A 15,189-nucleotide genomic window follows, 5' to 3' on the forward strand; every position below is an offset into this window, starting at 1 on the left:
ACTTCTAGCCAAATTTTAGTCTAAATTTGGCTTATAAATTTTTGGACCTTAAATGCCTGAAACCATCATAGAAGTTAGCCAGTATAAAGGGCAAAAGAGCCTCGTCATAAACTGCACTCAGTTAGAGGGCAGCTTCACATCGTAGTATCCACCTTTTGGACTTTTTGGCGAGCTTAGCGCTTTACCAAATTTAAAAACAGATCTTTTAAAAGAACGAGTGGAAATTTATAAGAGAAAGTAAAAGTTCTCTAAAAATTTTAAAATTTATCCGAATTTTAGACCGCATGCAGTGCGCCAGCACCATTGCATGCACCTTGAACGTGCGAGGGGATTGAGGGATCTAAAGGGAGATAAGGGGGCGACTTCGTGTCTGCCATGCAGTTGCGAGCTTGCGAAGCAAAATTCAAGCCCCTTTGCCCCCACCTTTTTTTGAATAAAAATAAATTTATACATTTCATCAAACTTTTTTGCAAATTCATAAACCATCCTACTTAAATTTTAAACCTATCAAAGCTATAATACGCCCCAAAAAAGGATGAAAAATGAAAACAATTATGCTCTGTGCGATATGCTCAGTCACTCAAGGAAACTGCGCCGAGGACTGCGCTTACTGCACACAAAGTGCCAAAGCTGGTGCCGATATCTCAAAATTTAAAGAAAAAAGCGTGCAACAGGTGGTGGACGAAGCCAAAATGGCTTATAAAAACCACGCTCTTGGCTTTTGTTTGGTCACAAGCGGTGCTAGACTAAATGACAAAAAGACCGACTATATCGCATCTTTAGCAAGAGCCGTGAGCAAAGAAGTGCCAAATTTGATGCTCATCGCATGTAACGGCATGGCAACTTACGAGCAGCTTAGCGAGCTTAAAAAGGCTGGCGTTTTTAGTTACAACCACAACCTTGAAACAAGCCGAGAATTTTTCCCAAAAATTTGTAAAACTCACACTTGGGACGAGAGATATCAGACAAATTTAGATGCAAAAAGAGCTGGGCTCATGCTTTGCATCGGTGGTATTTACGGCGTTGGCGAGAGCGAGGCTGATAGGGTTAGCTTTAGAGCTAGTTTAAAAGAGCTTGAGCCATTTTCGTCACCGATAAATTTTTTCATTAAAAATGAAGCATTGAGTCTTGACCTGCCTCCTCTTAGTGCGGATGAAGCCCTAAAAATAGTGTGTGAGACCAAAAGAGATCTACCAGAAACTAGAGTCATGATAGCTGGTGGTAGGGAGAAAATTTTAGGCGATAGACAATACGAGATCTTTGAAAATGGCGCCGATGCGATCGTGATAGGCGACTATCTCACCGCAAAAGGCGAGAAAGCTAGCAAGGATATCGAGGAGCTTACAAAGCGCGGTTTTAGCTTCGCAAGTATCTGCCACTAATGCTTGCAAATTTGCTTTTCGCAGGGCTTGGAGGCTTTATCGGAGCTGGATGCAGGTTTTTAGCTGGCGAGCTTCTAAAATTTAGTCACCTTCCGCTAACCACGCTTGGTGTAAACGTGCTTGGTAGCTTCATTACCGGCGTTTTGTTTTGTTTAAATTTAAGCCAAAGCGCAAGAGTATTTTTGGTCGTTGGTGTACTTGGCGGATTTACGACATTTTCAAGCTTTAGCCTTGATAGTGTGAAATTTTTACTAGAAGGCGAGCTAGTAAAAGGCTTTTTAAATATCTTTTTAAACCTTGTTCTTTGCCTACTTGCAAGCTATCTCGGAATTTTGCTTGGCAAGAGTTTATGAGAGTTTGCAAATTTAATAGAGTTTAAATTTTGCTAGATTTTCTTAATCGCATGCAGTGCAAAATACCGCCACATCCACCTTTCTACCTAGCTTCTACCTTTGGCATCTGAAGCATAAAATTTCTAGCTTCACTTAAAAGTACAGGCTTAAGCCCATCTACCAGAGTTTTTGGATCATAAATTCTCTCATATGAAAGTATTAAGACTCCATCATTTTTAAGTAAAAAGTGGATTATTTCTATATTTTTACTACTTATTTCATCTTTTATGAGAGCTAAAATTTGATCATTCTCTTCACTATAAAGCACCTCTTTAGCCTCTTTAATCTTCTTTTTTAGCTCAGCAAGCATACTTCCACTTTTTATATTTTTATCAAATTTCACTCTAAAGCCTACAAAATGCTCATCAAAATTTTCATTTTTTAAAAAGTAAAAACTCTCATCTTTGGCTATATTTTTCTTATAAAAAATACTTCCATCAAATTTAAAACTTTGAACCAAACTTAGCTCGTCTGTAAAGCCAAAAATTCCAAAAAGCATCAAGACAAAAAATAGAAATTTACGCATAAATTTGCACTCCAAATTTTTAAAAATTTGTCGCCATTTTGCCCAAAAATCGCTTAGCTTAATCAAAAAATAACAAAGCTTTTTATACAATCAAACATTTTTAATTTAAGGATCTTTTTGCAGTTACATCAAGCTAGCGAGCTTAGTATTCTTGTCGTTTTGGCATTTATCGTCTTTGCTTCGCCTTATATTTCTAAAATTTTACGCATTCCTGTCGCTCCTGCTGAGATAATACTTGGAGCACTAGCTAGCTACATCGGGCTTGTCGGCGAAAATGAGATGTTTAAGCTAATTAGCGAAGTTGGTTTTTTCTTTTTGATGTTTCTAGCTGGCATGGAGATCGATCTTAGAATGCTTATAAACATTGACCGTAAAATTTTACGTCTGGGACTTATCTATCTTGCCCTCATCTACTCGCTAGCAACTGCACTTACATTTAGTTTTGATCTTAGTTTGCTTTATATTATCATTATACCGATAATGGCCGTTGGTATGATATTTACGCTGTTTAAAGAGTATGGCAGGGATGTGAAATGGCTAAATTTAAGCATGCTTATTGCAACTATTGGCGAGCTTATAAGCATTACGCTTTTGACATTTATAGCAGCCTATTTGCAGTTTGGAGCTAGTATAAATTTATGGCTAACGATTGGCTATTTGATCTTATTTTTAGCTATCAGCGTACTTAGCTTTAAAATTTTAGATGTGCTTTTTTGGTGGTATCCAGGGCTTAAAGTGATCCTTATGCCACACTATGACAAGGATGAAAAAGATATTAGGTTAAGCATTGCGGTGTTTTTTTCGATGATTGCACTTATGCTTTATTTGAATTTAGAAGTTGCCTTTGGCGCGTTTATCGCAGGTATGTTTATAGCGACATTTTTTGACCATAAAAAAGACTTACCGCACAAGCTTTCAAGCTTTGGATTTGGATTTTTGGTACCGATATTTTTTATACACATAGGCTCAACTTTCAAGCTCTCAAGCCTAAGCTCAAATGAAGTGATAAAAGATGCTATTTTTATATTTTGTGCGATGCTTGCCACAAGGCTTTTTTCAAGTGTGTTATTTGTAGGAAAATTAGGATTTAAGGGGATATTTTTGTTTTCTCTCTCACAATCCATGCCACTAACACTTCTAGTAGCAGTTGCTACTATCGCACACAAATCAGGTGAAATAAGTGATTATTCTTACTCATCTTTTATCCTAGCAAGCCTAGCTCAAGCTATAATAGGGACAATAATTATAAAATTTCTAATGCAATCAAGAAGTAAGGAGTAAAAATGTCATCAAATACAGCTACACTAACTGATAACAGAACCGGCAAGAGTTACGAGTTTCCTATACTAAAAGGCACTATGGGGCCTGACGTGATAGACATCTCGACATTTTTTAGTGATACTGGAATGTTTACTTTTGACAGAGGCTATACTTCAACTGCGATGTGTCGCTCTGCGATAACTTATATAGACGGCTTAAAAGGCGAGCTAATGTATAGAGGTTATGATATCGCGTATTTGGCCGAAAATAAGACATTTTTAGATGTGGCATACTTACTCTTAAACAAAGAGCTTCCAACAAATGATCAGTATATAAATTTTAAAACCGAGCTTAAAAAAAGAAGCTTTATACATGAAGGTATGATGAAGCTATTTGACGCATTTCCAGACAAAGCTCACCCTATGGCGATATTGCAAGCAGCGGTCTCAGCGCTAAGTGCCTTTTACTCAGATCACTTAAATATGGATAAACCCGAAGAGTATCACGAGATGGCTATGCGTATAATCGCTAAAATTCCAACGATTGCAGCCTTTAGCTACCGCTACTCACGTGGCCTTCCTATCATATATCCAAATTTAGATCGTGGCTTTACTGAAAATTTCCTCTACATGATGAGGGGCTATCCATACGAGCACGTCGATCTTAAGCCTATCGAGATAAAAGCACTTGACACGGTCTTTATGCTGCACGCAGATCACGAGCAAAACGCTTCGACTACGACTGTTAGAACCGTTGGCTCAACGCATGCTCACCCATACGCATGTATAAGTGCAGGTATTGGAGCGCTTTGGGGCTGGGCTCACGGCGGGGCAAACGAGGGCGTTATACGTCAGCTCGAAGAGATAGGCTCAGTCGCAAATGTCGATAAATACATCGCTAGAGCAAAGGATAAAAACGATCCATTTAGGCTAATGGGCTTTGGCCATAGGGTCTATAAAAACTTTGACCCTCGCGCAAAAGTGCTTAAGAAGATGAGAGATCAGCTTATGGATGAGATAGGCATTAACTCAGAGCTTATCAAGATCGCAAACCGCATCGAAGAGATCGCGCTAAATGATGACTACTTTGTAAGCAGAAATTTATATCCAAACGTTGATTTTCACTCTGGGCTCATTCTAAAGGCGCTTGGCATACCAAATAATATGTTTGCCGTAATCTTTGTCATCGGCAGGACTCCAGGCTGGATCAGCCAGTGGATCGAGCTAAAAGAGCAAGATACGATAAAGATCGTCCGCCCAAGGCAGCTTTATGTTGGAGAGACAAACAGAACACCAAAATGAGCGAGCTTCTAAATTTAGCTAAAAAAGCAGCCGTTAATGCTGGAGCGCAAATAATGAAATTTTACTCTGCAGATAATACGGCTCTTAAAGTCTGCCTAAAAGATGACAGCTCGCCACTAACTAGCGCTGATCTAGCTGCAAATGAAGCGATAATAAAAATTCTAAGCAAAAGCGGGATAAAAATTTGCTCTGAAGAGAGCATCTTGCAAGAGAGTGACAAAGATGAGTTTTGGCTCGTAGATCCTCTTGATGGCACGAAAGAATTTCTAGCTAGAAACGGCGAATTTTGCGTTTGCATAGCACTTATAAAAAAAGCTAAACTGGTGCTTGGCGTGATATTTATCCCGGTTAGCAAAGAGCTTTTTTGTGCTGATGAAAATGGCGCTTTTAAAGAAATTTTAAATGACAATGACGAGATCATAAACAGAGTTGATCTAAACAAAAAAGATAAAATTTTAGGCAATCTAATCTTTTCAAGCAGAAGAGGCGACGCCAAAGAGATAGAATTTATAGGGCAGAGCCTAAATTTTGAGCAAAGATGCATCGGATCTGCCATAAAATTTTGTCGTTTGGTTGAATTTGGTGGAGCTTATTTGAGATTTGCCCCAAGCTACCTTTGGGACAATGCAGCAGGAGAAGCGCTCGTAAATTTTTGTGGCGGAAAAGTATTTGACGCTAATAGCGGCAAAGAGATGAGCTATGAGCTTGCTGATTTAAAAAGTCCATTTTTCATAGCTCTCTCAAAAAATATACTAAATCTAAAAGACAAAATCACACAACTATATAGGCAAAGTAAAATTTAAAGCTACTTGCTATCCGTTTTTGCTTACTAAATTTCTTCTAGTAGATAAAATGTACTAGCCATTTTTGCTGTGCCTAGCACATAGTTCATTATGTTTGCGGCAACCTTATCTTTTTTAAGTACTTTCCCATCTATATCTAATATATTCTCGTTACTTTCTTTGATAAATTTCAAAGCCTTTGCTGCTATTTCTTCTAAACTATTTTTGCCATCAAGTAGCAAAAGTATGTAATAATCGACGGTATTAAATTTTCCTAAAATGCTAAATTTATTAGCAAAAGCAACATCAGCGTTATTTTTATGATTTAAAAAATACTTTACATAGTTTGTTAAATTTACACTAAGTCTTGAGTAGCCAGGCCTATACTCGATATTTTTTTGCTCATCTTTTAGGATCATTGCATCAGATGAGTTTGTTAAAATTCTTACAAAGGCGCTATAAACCATGAGTTTATCTTCTGGTAAAATTTCTAAAATTTGAGAAAGGTTTATGCTAGCTGGATACATCTTATAAAAGACCTCACAAAGCCATGAGATGTCTTGTGGCATAACGGAGCAACTGTCTTGCCACTCATTGCCTTTCTTTGTAAAATTTGCTACAACGTGAATTTTATTAATATCGCCTGGGCCTATTTGCTTATTGGCTATACTCTCATAAGTTTTGTTATGGACTATTAGGCTTTGTCTGAAGACTTTATTGCTAACTATGTCCATAAACTGTTCTAAATCGATCCTATCTTTAAATTTATTGTTTTTGTATTCATCTACTGTGACTATGCCAATGTCTGGAACAAAGATATCATCAAGCGTATATTCGCAAAGATAAGTAAGCTCATTTTTGGCAAGCATGGCATTAAAATCTTTAAAATAAAATGGATTATTTACATCTTCTAAAAATTCATGAGCAATATAAAAGTCATCTTTTGAAAGCACATGTTCTATTGTGAATATAAGCATAGTAAGCGGCATTTTCTTTTCATAAATTTCTTTATCTCTTGTTAGTAAATACTCTTTATAAACCAAAAGTGCCTCTCTAGCCGCTTTTAGCTTCTCTTGCATTGTTTCTTTGTCTTTTGCAGCAAGTAGCATTATGTCTCTTATGACATCTTTTACTTTCCAACCAGGATAAACATTATAGGAGATAAATGCCACGCCGTTCGTGCTTAAATTCTCTCTTACAACTTTTAAAATAGCTTCTTTTACAAAGTCAGGTACCCAGCTAAAAACACCATGAGCAATTATATAGTCAAATTTCTCATCGCTCTTAAACTCATAAATATCGCCATGGATGAGCTCTAAATTTGTAAGCCTCATCTCTTTAACGATCTCTTGCCCACGCCTTATCTGCTCTCCACTGAGGTCTATACCAACTACTTTTGCGTTTTTATTATTCGCTGCAAAGGGGATCAAATTTCCACCAAAGCTACATCCTATCTCTAAAACTCTTGCATTTTTTCATGGCGGCGGATTTATGCCAAGAAGTGTAGCGCAAGCTTCAAGCCTGTAAGGTGATGATTGTGCAAAAGCTATTGATTTATAAGTTAGTTCGTCATAAGACTTTTCGATTTTGCTATTTTGACTCATTTTAACTCCTAGTAGTCTTTTTCTTTGAGTTTTTCTAGCATATTTTTAGCATCATTTTCTGGATCATCCACTATATATGCGCGCCTTACCTTACCATCTTTTATGATAAGTGTTTGTCTAAAGTAGAATTTATGACCATTTGATGCAGAAAAAACCGGAAGTTCTAGTGCTTTCTCAAGCATAAACTCACTATCATTTAAGAACATAACTCCAGCTGAAGTTTCTTCTTGAAATTTCTTTTGAGCTGCGATATCTTGGGAACCAATAGCCACTACCATGAAACCAAGATCGTTAAAATCTTTTAAAAATTTCTTGTAGTTTATTGCTTGTTTGGTGCAACCCTTCATGCCAGCTGTATTTTGCAGTTCCTCGCTTAAAAGCTCAAAGTCATCACCTATCTTTGGGTAGATAAAAATAACGCAGTCGTGTGTCCTTGCAAAGGTAGAAAAATCAAATTCCTTACCGTCTAGGGTATTTAAATATATACTTGTAGGCACTTTTATCATACTTCATCCTTTAAATTTTTTTACTATTATATCTTTATAAGCTTTGTCTTAAGCTTTTTTAGAATTTAAAAGATAAACTACAAAAAGGACAAAAAAGCTAATTATTAACATCAAGAGTGCATAGATATGAGCCTTGGTGTAATCAAGCATTTCAACTGCTTCAAATATCGCAATGCTCGCAACCTTGCTCTCTCCAGCTACGCTACCGCCTATCATTAAAACAACACCAAACTCGCCCATGGTGTGCGCAAAACTAACGACAGTAGCTGTTAATAAATTTGATCTAATACTTGGCAAAATCACCCTAAAAATAGTCGTGAGCTTATTTTTACCAAGACTATAGCTCGCTTCAAAAAGGCTCTTTTTTAGGCTATTTAGCCCAGCATAAATCGGCCCAAACATAAATGGCAATGAATAGATACAACTTGCCACAACAAGACCTGTGAAATTAAAAACTAACCTAACCCCAAAATTTTCTTCAATAAATCTACCAAAGGCCGAATAAGGCGAAAGAAAAATGAGCAGATAAAAGCCAAGAACACTTGGCGGCAAAACCAAAGGCAGTGAGATTATTGACTCTAAAAATGATTTGCCAAAGAATTTTTTCTGCGACATAAAATATGCAAGTGCAATGCAGGCAAAAAATAAAATAAAAGTTGTTATGAAAGATAATTTTAGTGATAGCCAAAATGGCTCGTAATCGATACTTTTTAACTCGTCTATCATGCTTTTTCCAAATTTACGCTAAATGCTTTTGTGCTAACTACTACCATATCGCCTACTTTTAGATTTATTGCTTCGCTGCTACTTAGCACCACTTCACAAATTTGGCGGTTTATTAATACACTTGCCACGTAAATAGCATCACGTTTTTTTATCTCTAAAATTTTAGCGTTAAAGGCAAATTTCTGCGATCCTGCACTCTTTAAAAATATCTCACTTGCACTACCCGATCTTGAAATTTTTCCATTTTCAAGGACAAAGACTTTATTGCAAAGCTTATAAATTTCAGCGATATCATGACTTACTAAAATAATGCTCATCTTAAACTCATCATGAAGTGTGAGTAAATAGTCTTGAAGTTTCTCACGCATGGCGTTATCCAGGGCACTTAATGGCTCATCAAGTAGCAAAATTTCAGGCTTTCTCATAACCGCACGAGCCAAAGCAACGCGTTGCTTTTGACCGCCAGAAAGAGTGCTAATTTTTGTATTTTTTAGACTTGTTAGGCCACAAATGTCAAGAAGCTTGTTCGCTAGAGCTAGATCATTTTTTGCAAAGAGTAAATTTTTAAAGACATTCATATTTTCAAAAAGTGCGTAGTCTTGAAATAAAAAGCCGATATTTCGCTTTTGTGGAGCCAAATTTGTCTTTTCATCAAAGAAAATTTTATCCCCAACTCTTATAAAGCCACTTTGTGGTGCTTCAAAACCAGCGATCAAGCGTAAAACAGTAGTCTTTCCGCCACCGCTTGCTCCATAAAGTGCGACAAAATCGCCACTTTCAAAGCTAAGATCAGCCTCAAGTAAAAATTTTCCGCCACCGCCATTTAGCTCTTTTTTACAAGAAATTTCTATCATTTTTGTGTACTTATGTGAATGCTTGTAGATTTTATATAGGCAAAGACTTCATCGTTTTCACCTAAATTCATAGTTTTTAATGCGTGATTTGAGATAATAGCTTCGAAGTAAATTTCGCCACACTTTAAGCTAATAACACTTAAAATTTCACCAAAATTTATAGCTTCAATCACGCACTTTAGCTCGTTTTCAAGCGAGCTATTATTTAGTTTGTCTTTTGCCAAGATAACATCGGAGCTTTTAAAACCTAAGTCAATCTCATCATTTAAGGCGAATTTGCTAGCCTCATTCAAGACTAGCATAAATAAATTTGCCTCTAAATTTAGACCCTTTAGCTCAAATAAGCTAACGTCATCTTTAGTTAAAATTCCAACGATCTTTGCTTTTATCATTTAGCTGGAACGTTGTAACCAAATTTCTTGAAAATTTCTCTTGATTTATCGCCCAAGATAAACTCGTAAAATGCTTTTGCATCATCATTTTTATCGGCATGTTTTAGAAGAACTATGCCTTGATCGATCGGAGTGTATAGCTCTTGTGGAACAAAGATGTAATTAACGCCCTCTTTGTATTTTGACATTTTCTCATCAAAAAGTGCGCTAGCAGCGATAAAACCTACATCAGAAGCACTTAATGCTTGAGATAGAGTTTCAGAAATTTTTTGAGCATAGACGATATTTTTTTCTACTTCGTCATAAAGCTTTGCGTTTTTAAGAGCCTCTATACTAGCTTTGCCGTATGGTGCAGTTTGTGGATTTGCGATAGAGATCGCTTTTAAGCCACGAACAACCTCAATACCTTTTTTGAAATCAACATTTCTAATAGAAAAAATAGCAACAGCGCCTTGTGCATAAACTTTTGGCTCAGTGCTTGCAAAGCCTGTATCATAGGCTTTTTGCGCAAAGCCCATATCAGCAGCCATGAATATATCAGCTGGAGCCGAGTTTTGGATCTGTGTAACAAGACCGCCACTTGCACCAAGAGTTAGATTGATCTTGGCATCTGGATGAAGTTTATTAAACTCTTTTATGAGCTCTGGAAATGCGTATGTTGTGTTTGCCGCAGCATATACATTTACTTCAGCACCAAATGCGTTTATGGCAAGCAAAGCCGCCACACATAAAAATTTAAAAACTTTTCTCATTTATACTCCTATAATAATTTGAGATGATTTTACTATTGCTAAAAGTGTATCGCCAACACCTATTTTCATCTGGATAGCACTATCTTTTGTGATGATGGCAGTTAAAGTCTGCTCATCGCTTAGTTTTAAAGTAATTTCAGCATTTACAGCACCTATCTTTGCTTCGATCACTTCGCCTTTTAATTGATTTTTTGTGCTTATTTTTATATCTAGATCCCTAGCCAAAATAACAGCTGGAGCTTTAAAAATATAAATAACTTTTTGTCCAACTTTTAGGCCTAAATTTTTCTCACTTTCAACCGTGATGTTTGACTCAAGCGTGCAGCCATTACTTAGTTTTGCAACTATTTGAGAATTTACCGCACCGCGGTTTATGCCAATAATCTCGCATGAGAGCTGATTTCTAGCACTTAGGTTCATATTCATTCTTTGAAGATTTACAATATCTACATCCTCAAAATCTACTTTTTGACAAATTTTTTGTAAAAAGTCCTTTTGAGTCTCAAGAATGGCATCATAAATTTTTATCAGTTTATCGGCATACTCGCTTAGCTCGGAGCCACTATTTTTTTTATTTCCATCAGCTCTAATAATAAGCGGCTTGCTACTTTTGTTATTTATCGTATCAAGGCAGTCCCAAGCATTTTTGTATGATATACCAACCAGTTCTGCTGCTTTTGTGATACTTTTTGTCTCTTTTATGGCCTTTAATAATGTAATATGTTTAGCTAAAACCTGTGTATCTTCGCCTAAAAATAGTTCTAAATTTATATCTGCTTTCAAAATTTTTACCTTTACTATATTGAAGAATAATTTGTGAAGTATATCTAATTATATTAATCCTTAAGCTTAAAGATTTAAGCCAATTTATAAATTTCTCTTAATTTCTTGTAAAGTTTTTAAAAGATAAAATCGAGCTACATTTTATAAATAAAAATAAGGCTTAGTATGAAATTTTTGCTTTCTATCTTTTTTAGTTTGCTTTTAGCCTGTGCTAATACTGACATAAATACAAATAGCGAAAGCGACGAATTTGATGTTGAATTTGAAGCAAGAAAAGATGTTTTTGACCCGCTTAGTGGCTACAATAGAATGATGACACATGCAAATGACTTTATCTATGTAAATATGCTAACTCCAGTGGCAAAAGGCTATGCCTATGTTGTGCCAAAAACAGCTAGAACAATGATTTCAAATTTCTTTGATAATCTGCTTTTCCCAGTTCGCTTTGTAAACAATCTACTTCAGTTTAAATTTCAAAATGCTGGTGAAGAGACATTAAGATTTTTAGCAAATACGATAATAGGTTTTGGCGGACTAACAGACGGAGCAAAATACTACAACCTCAAACCTCACGATGAAGATTTTGGACAAACGCTTGGATATTGGGGGCTTGGCAGCGGTTTTCATATCGTTTGGCCACTTATTGGACCATCAAATTTAAGAGATACTGGTGGCATGGTTGGAGATTATTTTGCTGATCCTATTAGCTACGTTGATCCCATACTTTTATCAACTGGTATCAAGTCATATAGAGCGTTTAATAGCTTTTCACAAGATCCAACTGCTTATGAAAAACTAAGAAAAGATGCTATTGATCTTTATCCATTTTTACGCGATGCTTACGAGCAAAGACGCGACAAGCTTATCAAGGAGTAAATATGAAAATTTTAAAAATTCTAACTATGATTTTACTTTTTACAACTAGTCTTTTTGCTATTTCAAAAGAGCAGATCAAGCCTGAAGTAGAGATGAAAACAACAAAGGTTATTGAAATTTTAAAAGATACAAATTTAGACAATAACGCAAAGACAAAAGAAATTTTTGCTCTTCTTGATCCATTTTTTGACTATAAACAAATGGCAAAGATAAGCCTTGGTAAACGTTACAACAGTCTAAGTAGCGATGAGCAGGCTAAATTTGACGCAGCATTTGAGCAAAAACTAAAAAGCTCATACATAGATAAACTTTTAGGATACAAAGATCAAGAGATACGTATAACTGGCGAGAGCGAACCTCAAAAAAATAGATACTGGCTCACATCTGAGCTTATAAATGATGGCAAGAGCTACGAATTTGTCTATAAATTTTATGACGCTAAAGAGCGTGGTTGGCTCATTTACGATCTTGATATCGTTGGTGTAAGCATCATTCAAACTTATAGAAGTCAGTTTGGCGATGTGCTAAATAACGCTGATTTCAATACTCTTTTACAAAAGCTAAACGAAGCTGTTTTGCCTGATCAAAATAAAACTAACCCTTAATGCGACAAATTTTTAAATTTATCATTGCTAAAAACAAGCTTATTATTGCTCTGATTTTAGCTTTAAGCGTAGTTTTTGGCTATCTTAGCACCAAGCTTAGCGTTGATGCGTCAGCTGAAACGCTACTGCTTGAGCATGATCCTGACTTAAAAGCTTATAGGGAGATAGCCAAACGCTACGACTCACCCGGATTTTTAGTGGTCGCTTTTACCCCAAAAGACGATCTTTTTTCACCTAAAAATTTAGAACTTATCAAAAATTTAGGCGATGAACTAGCTAAAAACGATATGGTAAATAGCGTCATCTCTATAATAAATATTCCACTTTTAAATAGTGTAAAAGGGGGGATTACTGGTATCTTAGATCATACTCCAACGCTGCAAGATAAAGATATAAATATTCCAAAAGCAAAGCTCGAGTTTGCCAAAAGTCCGATTTATAGCGGAAATTTGATAAGCAAAGATCTAAAAACCACAGCGATTGCTCTAAATTTAAAACAAGATGAGAAATTTAATGAGCTTGTAAATGAAAGAAATTTACTTAGCCAAAAAGAGTCAAACGGCACTATCACACAAGCTGAGCGACTTAAGCTAGAGGCTCTTGCCTATGAGTTTAAAGCCTACCGAGATGAGCTTAGAAAAAGTGATCACGAAAACCTTGAGGCTATAAAAGCAACCATAGCTAAATTTAACGCAAATGACGAGCTATTCTTAGGCGGTGCAAATATGATCGCTGATGATATGATAGGCTTTATAAAGAGCGATCTTTTAGTCTATGGCTTAAGCGTACTTGCTCTTCTTAGCTTTAGTTTGTGGCTATTTTTCAGGCAGGTTAGATGGATCGTTTTACCGATGTTTATATGTGCCGTAAGTGCCATTTTTACGACCGGAATTTTTGGTATATTTGACTGGGAAGTGACGGTCATTAGCTCAAACTACATCGCGCTTCAGCTCATCATTACTATTTCAACGGTTATCCACCTTGTCGTTAGCTATAGAGAATTTTTCGCAAAGCATCCAAAATATAGCCAAAATCAGCTAATTTATCTAACGCTTCGTGATAAATTCTTTCCATCTTTTTGGGCGATATTTACCACAGTTATTGGCTTTAGCTCGCTTATGAGCGCTGACATAAAGCCAGTTATCATGCTTGGCATTATGATGAGCACTGGCATTAGCGTTTCGCTTGTGCTTTCATTTTTGCTATTTGGCGCGATAAACGTAAATTTAAAAAAATTAGCTCCCATTAGAACCTTTGAAAATAGCTTTAAATTTACAAAATACTGCGCAAATTTAGCCTTAAACTCAAGAAAGATTATCTATGTAGTTTGTGTGCTAGTCGTTTGTTTTGGCATTTATGGTATCAGCAAGATAAAGGTTGAAAATAGCTTTATAGGCTACTTTAAAGAAAGCACAGAAATCCGCCAAGGAATGCAAGTTATTGATACCAAACTTGGTGGCACGATACCAGTTGATGTGATAGTGAAATTTAAAGAACAAAAACAAGATAAAAATACCGAGCAAGATGAGTTTGAAAATGAGTTTGAAAGCAATGCCAAGGATGCAAAATACTGGTTTAATAGCTATCACACAAGGGTTGCTGAGAAGATTCATGATTACTTAAAAGAGCAAAAATTTGTCGGACATGTAAGCTCGCTAGCAACCCTTATAAAAGCCATAAAAGAGTTAAATAACGGCGCGAGTGATGATTTTTTATTAGCTGCGATGTATGAGAAATTGCCACAAAATTATAAAAATATCTTACTAAGTCCTTATGTGAGCATTGAAAATGATGAGCTTAGATTTAGTATAAGGATCGTTGATAGTGACTCTGAGCTTAGACGAAATTTATTTCTAAAGGAGCTTAGAGAAGGGCTGGCACAGCTTACTAAAAATGATAATGTAAGCATAGAAGTGGCCGGAATGATGGTGCTTTATAATAATATGCTTCAAAATTTACTTAGCTCACAAGTTGATACTTTTGGACTAACTGTCGCTATACTTTTTGTCATATTTTGCTTTATTTTTAGAAGCATAAAGCTAGCAACCATTGCGATAGTTTCAAATTTAATCCCACTTTGTACACTCTTTGGTGTGATGGGATTTTTTGGCATTCCGCTTGATGTGATGAGTATTACGATCGCAGCCATTAGTATTGGTATCGGCGTTGATGATATCATTCACTACATACACCGCTTTAAAGAAGAAATGCTTACAAAAAGCGTTTTTGAGAGCATTAAAGTCGCGCACGCAAGCATCGGATATGCGATGTATTACACATCGTTCACTATTTTTCTTGGCTTTAGCGTGATGATAACCAGTAACTTTATCCCAACTATATATTTTGGCTTACTAACTGATCTTGTTATGGTTTTTATGCTTCTTGGCGCGCTAATCATCTTGCCAAGCCTAATAGCAAGCTTTGTAAAAAAGAGCGATATTTAAGCTA

At 36.1% G+C, this 15,189-nt stretch carries 17 protein-coding genes and 1 pseudogene; 8 read left to right on the forward strand and 10 right to left on the reverse strand.

Annotated features, from left to right (window positions below):
• Positions 1-542 precede the first annotated feature (542 nt).
• Both CYP51_RS01980 and crcB read left to right on the forward strand, forming a co-directional pair.
• Positions 543-1,382 (forward strand): biotin synthase, encoded by an 840-nt coding sequence (locus CYP51_RS01980; RefSeq protein WP_103624164.1) that lies wholly within the window; start codon positions 543-545, stop codon positions 1,380-1,382.
• Entirely contained in the window at positions 1,382-1,735 is a 354-nt protein-coding gene (crcB, locus tag CYP51_RS01985) for a fluoride efflux transporter CrcB (protein ID WP_103624165.1), read from the forward strand. The genes CYP51_RS01980 and crcB overlap by 1 nt, the downstream gene beginning before the upstream one ends.
• Before the next feature lie 82 nt (positions 1,736-1,817).
• Here the strand turns inward: crcB and CYP51_RS01990 are convergent, their stop codons facing one another.
• Positions 1,818-2,300, reverse strand: coding sequence for a hypothetical protein (locus tag CYP51_RS01990; protein WP_103624199.1), 483 nt, complete (start codon positions 2,298-2,300; stop codon positions 1,818-1,820).
• Between the two features lie 117 nt (positions 2,301-2,417).
• Here CYP51_RS01990 and CYP51_RS01995 point away from each other — a divergent pair, with 117 nt between their 5' ends.
• Genes CYP51_RS01995 through CYP51_RS02005 form a run of 3 tightly spaced genes read left to right on the forward strand, consistent with a single transcriptional unit; the run spans position 2,418 to position 5,664 of the window.
• Positions 2,418-3,581: a cation:proton antiporter gene (locus CYP51_RS01995; RefSeq protein WP_103624166.1), complete on the forward strand. Its 1,164-nt coding sequence runs from the start codon at positions 2,418-2,420 to the stop codon at positions 3,579-3,581.
• Between the two features lie 2 nt (positions 3,582-3,583).
• Complete coding sequence (locus CYP51_RS02000) at positions 3,584-4,861, forward strand: citrate synthase (RefSeq protein ID WP_085658676.1); 1,278 nt, start codon at positions 3,584-3,586, stop codon at positions 4,859-4,861.
• Positions 4,858-5,664, forward strand: a complete 807-nt coding sequence (locus CYP51_RS02005; protein ID WP_103624167.1) for a 3'(2'),5'-bisphosphate nucleotidase CysQ family protein — start codon at positions 4,858-4,860, stop codon at positions 5,662-5,664. The genes CYP51_RS02000 and CYP51_RS02005 overlap by 4 nt, the downstream gene beginning before the upstream one ends.
• A 26-nt stretch (positions 5,665-5,690) precedes the next feature.
• On the opposite strand, the gene CYP51_RS09965 is transcribed toward CYP51_RS02005, so the two are convergent.
• The 9 genes and pseudogenes from CYP51_RS09965 to CYP51_RS02040 form a co-directional block, all read right to left on the reverse strand.
• Positions 5,691-6,752, reverse strand: coding sequence for a methyltransferase regulatory domain-containing protein (locus CYP51_RS09965; protein ID WP_346209538.1), 1,062 nt, complete (start codon positions 6,750-6,752; stop codon positions 5,691-5,693).
• A 36-nt stretch (positions 6,753-6,788) separates the two neighbouring features.
• Positions 6,789-7,106, reverse strand: a pseudogene (locus tag CYP51_RS09970) (class I SAM-dependent methyltransferase); the annotation flags it as partial.
• Between the two features lie 12 nt (positions 7,107-7,118).
• The gene (locus CYP51_RS09975) at positions 7,119-7,247 is read right to left on the reverse strand and encodes a hypothetical protein (RefSeq protein ID WP_258032766.1); all 129 of its coding nucleotides are present in this window, start codon (positions 7,245-7,247) and stop codon (positions 7,119-7,121) included.
• A gap of 8 nt (positions 7,248-7,255) precedes the next feature.
• Positions 7,256-7,753, reverse strand: a complete 498-nt coding sequence (locus CYP51_RS02015) for a redoxin family protein (protein ID WP_103624168.1) — start codon at positions 7,751-7,753, stop codon at positions 7,256-7,258.
• Between the two features lie 48 nt (positions 7,754-7,801).
• A complete protein-coding gene (gene modB, locus CYP51_RS02020; protein WP_103624169.1) occupies positions 7,802-8,479 on the reverse strand; it encodes a molybdate ABC transporter permease subunit in 678 nt (225 codons plus the stop codon).
• The gene (locus tag CYP51_RS02025) at positions 8,476-9,333 is read right to left on the reverse strand and encodes a sulfate/molybdate ABC transporter ATP-binding protein (RefSeq protein ID WP_103624170.1); all 858 of its coding nucleotides are present in this window, start codon (positions 9,331-9,333) and stop codon (positions 8,476-8,478) included. Before CYP51_RS02025 ends, modB begins: the two co-directional genes overlap by 4 nt.
• Positions 9,330-9,725: a TOBE domain-containing protein gene (locus CYP51_RS02030; RefSeq protein WP_103624171.1), complete on the reverse strand. Its 396-nt coding sequence runs from the start codon at positions 9,723-9,725 to the stop codon at positions 9,330-9,332. Before CYP51_RS02030 ends, CYP51_RS02025 begins: the two co-directional genes overlap by 4 nt.
• Entirely contained in the window at positions 9,722-10,477 is a 756-nt protein-coding gene (modA, locus tag CYP51_RS02035; RefSeq protein ID WP_103624172.1) for a molybdate ABC transporter substrate-binding protein, read from the reverse strand. Before modA ends, CYP51_RS02030 begins: the two co-directional genes overlap by 4 nt.
• Positions 10,478-11,260, reverse strand: a complete 783-nt coding sequence (locus CYP51_RS02040) for a TOBE domain-containing protein (protein WP_103624173.1) — start codon at positions 11,258-11,260, stop codon at positions 10,478-10,480.
• A 165-nt stretch (positions 11,261-11,425) separates the two neighbouring features.
• Between CYP51_RS02040 and CYP51_RS02045 the strand changes: the two genes are divergently transcribed.
• Genes CYP51_RS02045 through CYP51_RS02055 form a run of 3 tightly spaced genes read left to right on the forward strand, consistent with a single transcriptional unit; the run spans position 11,426 to position 15,185 of the window.
• The gene (locus tag CYP51_RS02045) at positions 11,426-12,136 is read left to right on the forward strand and encodes an MlaA family lipoprotein (protein WP_103624174.1); all 711 of its coding nucleotides are present in this window, start codon (positions 11,426-11,428) and stop codon (positions 12,134-12,136) included.
• Between the two features lie 2 nt (positions 12,137-12,138).
• A complete protein-coding gene (locus tag CYP51_RS02050; protein WP_087577886.1) occupies positions 12,139-12,741 on the forward strand; it encodes a Tgt2/MlaC family protein in 603 nt (200 codons plus the stop codon).
• Positions 12,741-15,185 (forward strand): efflux RND transporter permease subunit, encoded by a 2,445-nt coding sequence (locus CYP51_RS02055; RefSeq protein ID WP_103624175.1) that lies wholly within the window; start codon positions 12,741-12,743, stop codon positions 15,183-15,185. The genes CYP51_RS02050 and CYP51_RS02055 overlap by 1 nt, the downstream gene beginning before the upstream one ends.
• Positions 15,186-15,189: the final 4 nt, after the last annotated feature.

This window comes from Campylobacter concisus, assembly GCF_002912895.1.
In the GTDB taxonomy this organism is placed as follows: Bacteria; Campylobacterota; Campylobacteria; order Campylobacterales; family Campylobacteraceae; genus Campylobacter_A; species Campylobacter_A concisus_G.

Coding starts and splice junctions, on each gene's coding strand:
- modB (WP_103624169.1), bottom strand. CDS start 8,479: ATGATAGACGAGTTAAAAAGTATCGATTACGAGCCATTTTGGCTATCA.
- CYP51_RS01980 (WP_103624164.1), top strand. CDS start 543: ATGAAAACAATTATGCTCTGTGCGATATGCTCAGTCACTCAAGGAAAC.
- CYP51_RS09975 (WP_258032766.1), bottom strand. CDS start 7,247: ATGAGTCAAAATAGCAAAATCGAAAAGTCTTATGACGAACTAACTTAT.
- CYP51_RS02045 (WP_103624174.1), top strand. CDS start 11,426: ATGAAATTTTTGCTTTCTATCTTTTTTAGTTTGCTTTTAGCCTGTGCT.
- CYP51_RS02015 (WP_103624168.1), bottom strand. CDS start 7,753: ATGATAAAAGTGCCTACAAGTATATATTTAAATACCCTAGACGGTAAG.
- CYP51_RS02025 (WP_103624170.1), bottom strand. CDS start 9,333: ATGATAGAAATTTCTTGTAAAAAAGAGCTAAATGGCGGTGGCGGAAAA.
- CYP51_RS02050 (WP_087577886.1), top strand. CDS start 12,139: ATGAAAATTTTAAAAATTCTAACTATGATTTTACTTTTTACAACTAGT.
- CYP51_RS02055 (WP_103624175.1), top strand. CDS start 12,741: ATGCGACAAATTTTTAAATTTATCATTGCTAAAAACAAGCTTATTATT.
- crcB (WP_103624165.1), top strand. CDS start 1,382: ATGCTTGCAAATTTGCTTTTCGCAGGGCTTGGAGGCTTTATCGGAGCT.
- CYP51_RS02030 (WP_103624171.1), bottom strand. CDS start 9,725: ATGATAAAAGCAAAGATCGTTGGAATTTTAACTAAAGATGACGTTAGC.
- CYP51_RS02005 (WP_103624167.1), top strand. CDS start 4,858: ATGAGCGAGCTTCTAAATTTAGCTAAAAAAGCAGCCGTTAATGCTGGA.
- modA (WP_103624172.1), bottom strand. CDS start 10,477: ATGAGAAAAGTTTTTAAATTTTTATGTGTGGCGGCTTTGCTTGCCATA.
- CYP51_RS01990 (WP_103624199.1), bottom strand. CDS start 2,300: ATGCGTAAATTTCTATTTTTTGTCTTGATGCTTTTTGGAATTTTTGGC.
- CYP51_RS09965 (WP_346209538.1), bottom strand. CDS start 6,752: ATGCTACTTGCTGCAAAAGACAAAGAAACAATGCAAGAGAAGCTAAAA.
- CYP51_RS02000 (WP_085658676.1), top strand. CDS start 3,584: ATGTCATCAAATACAGCTACACTAACTGATAACAGAACCGGCAAGAGT.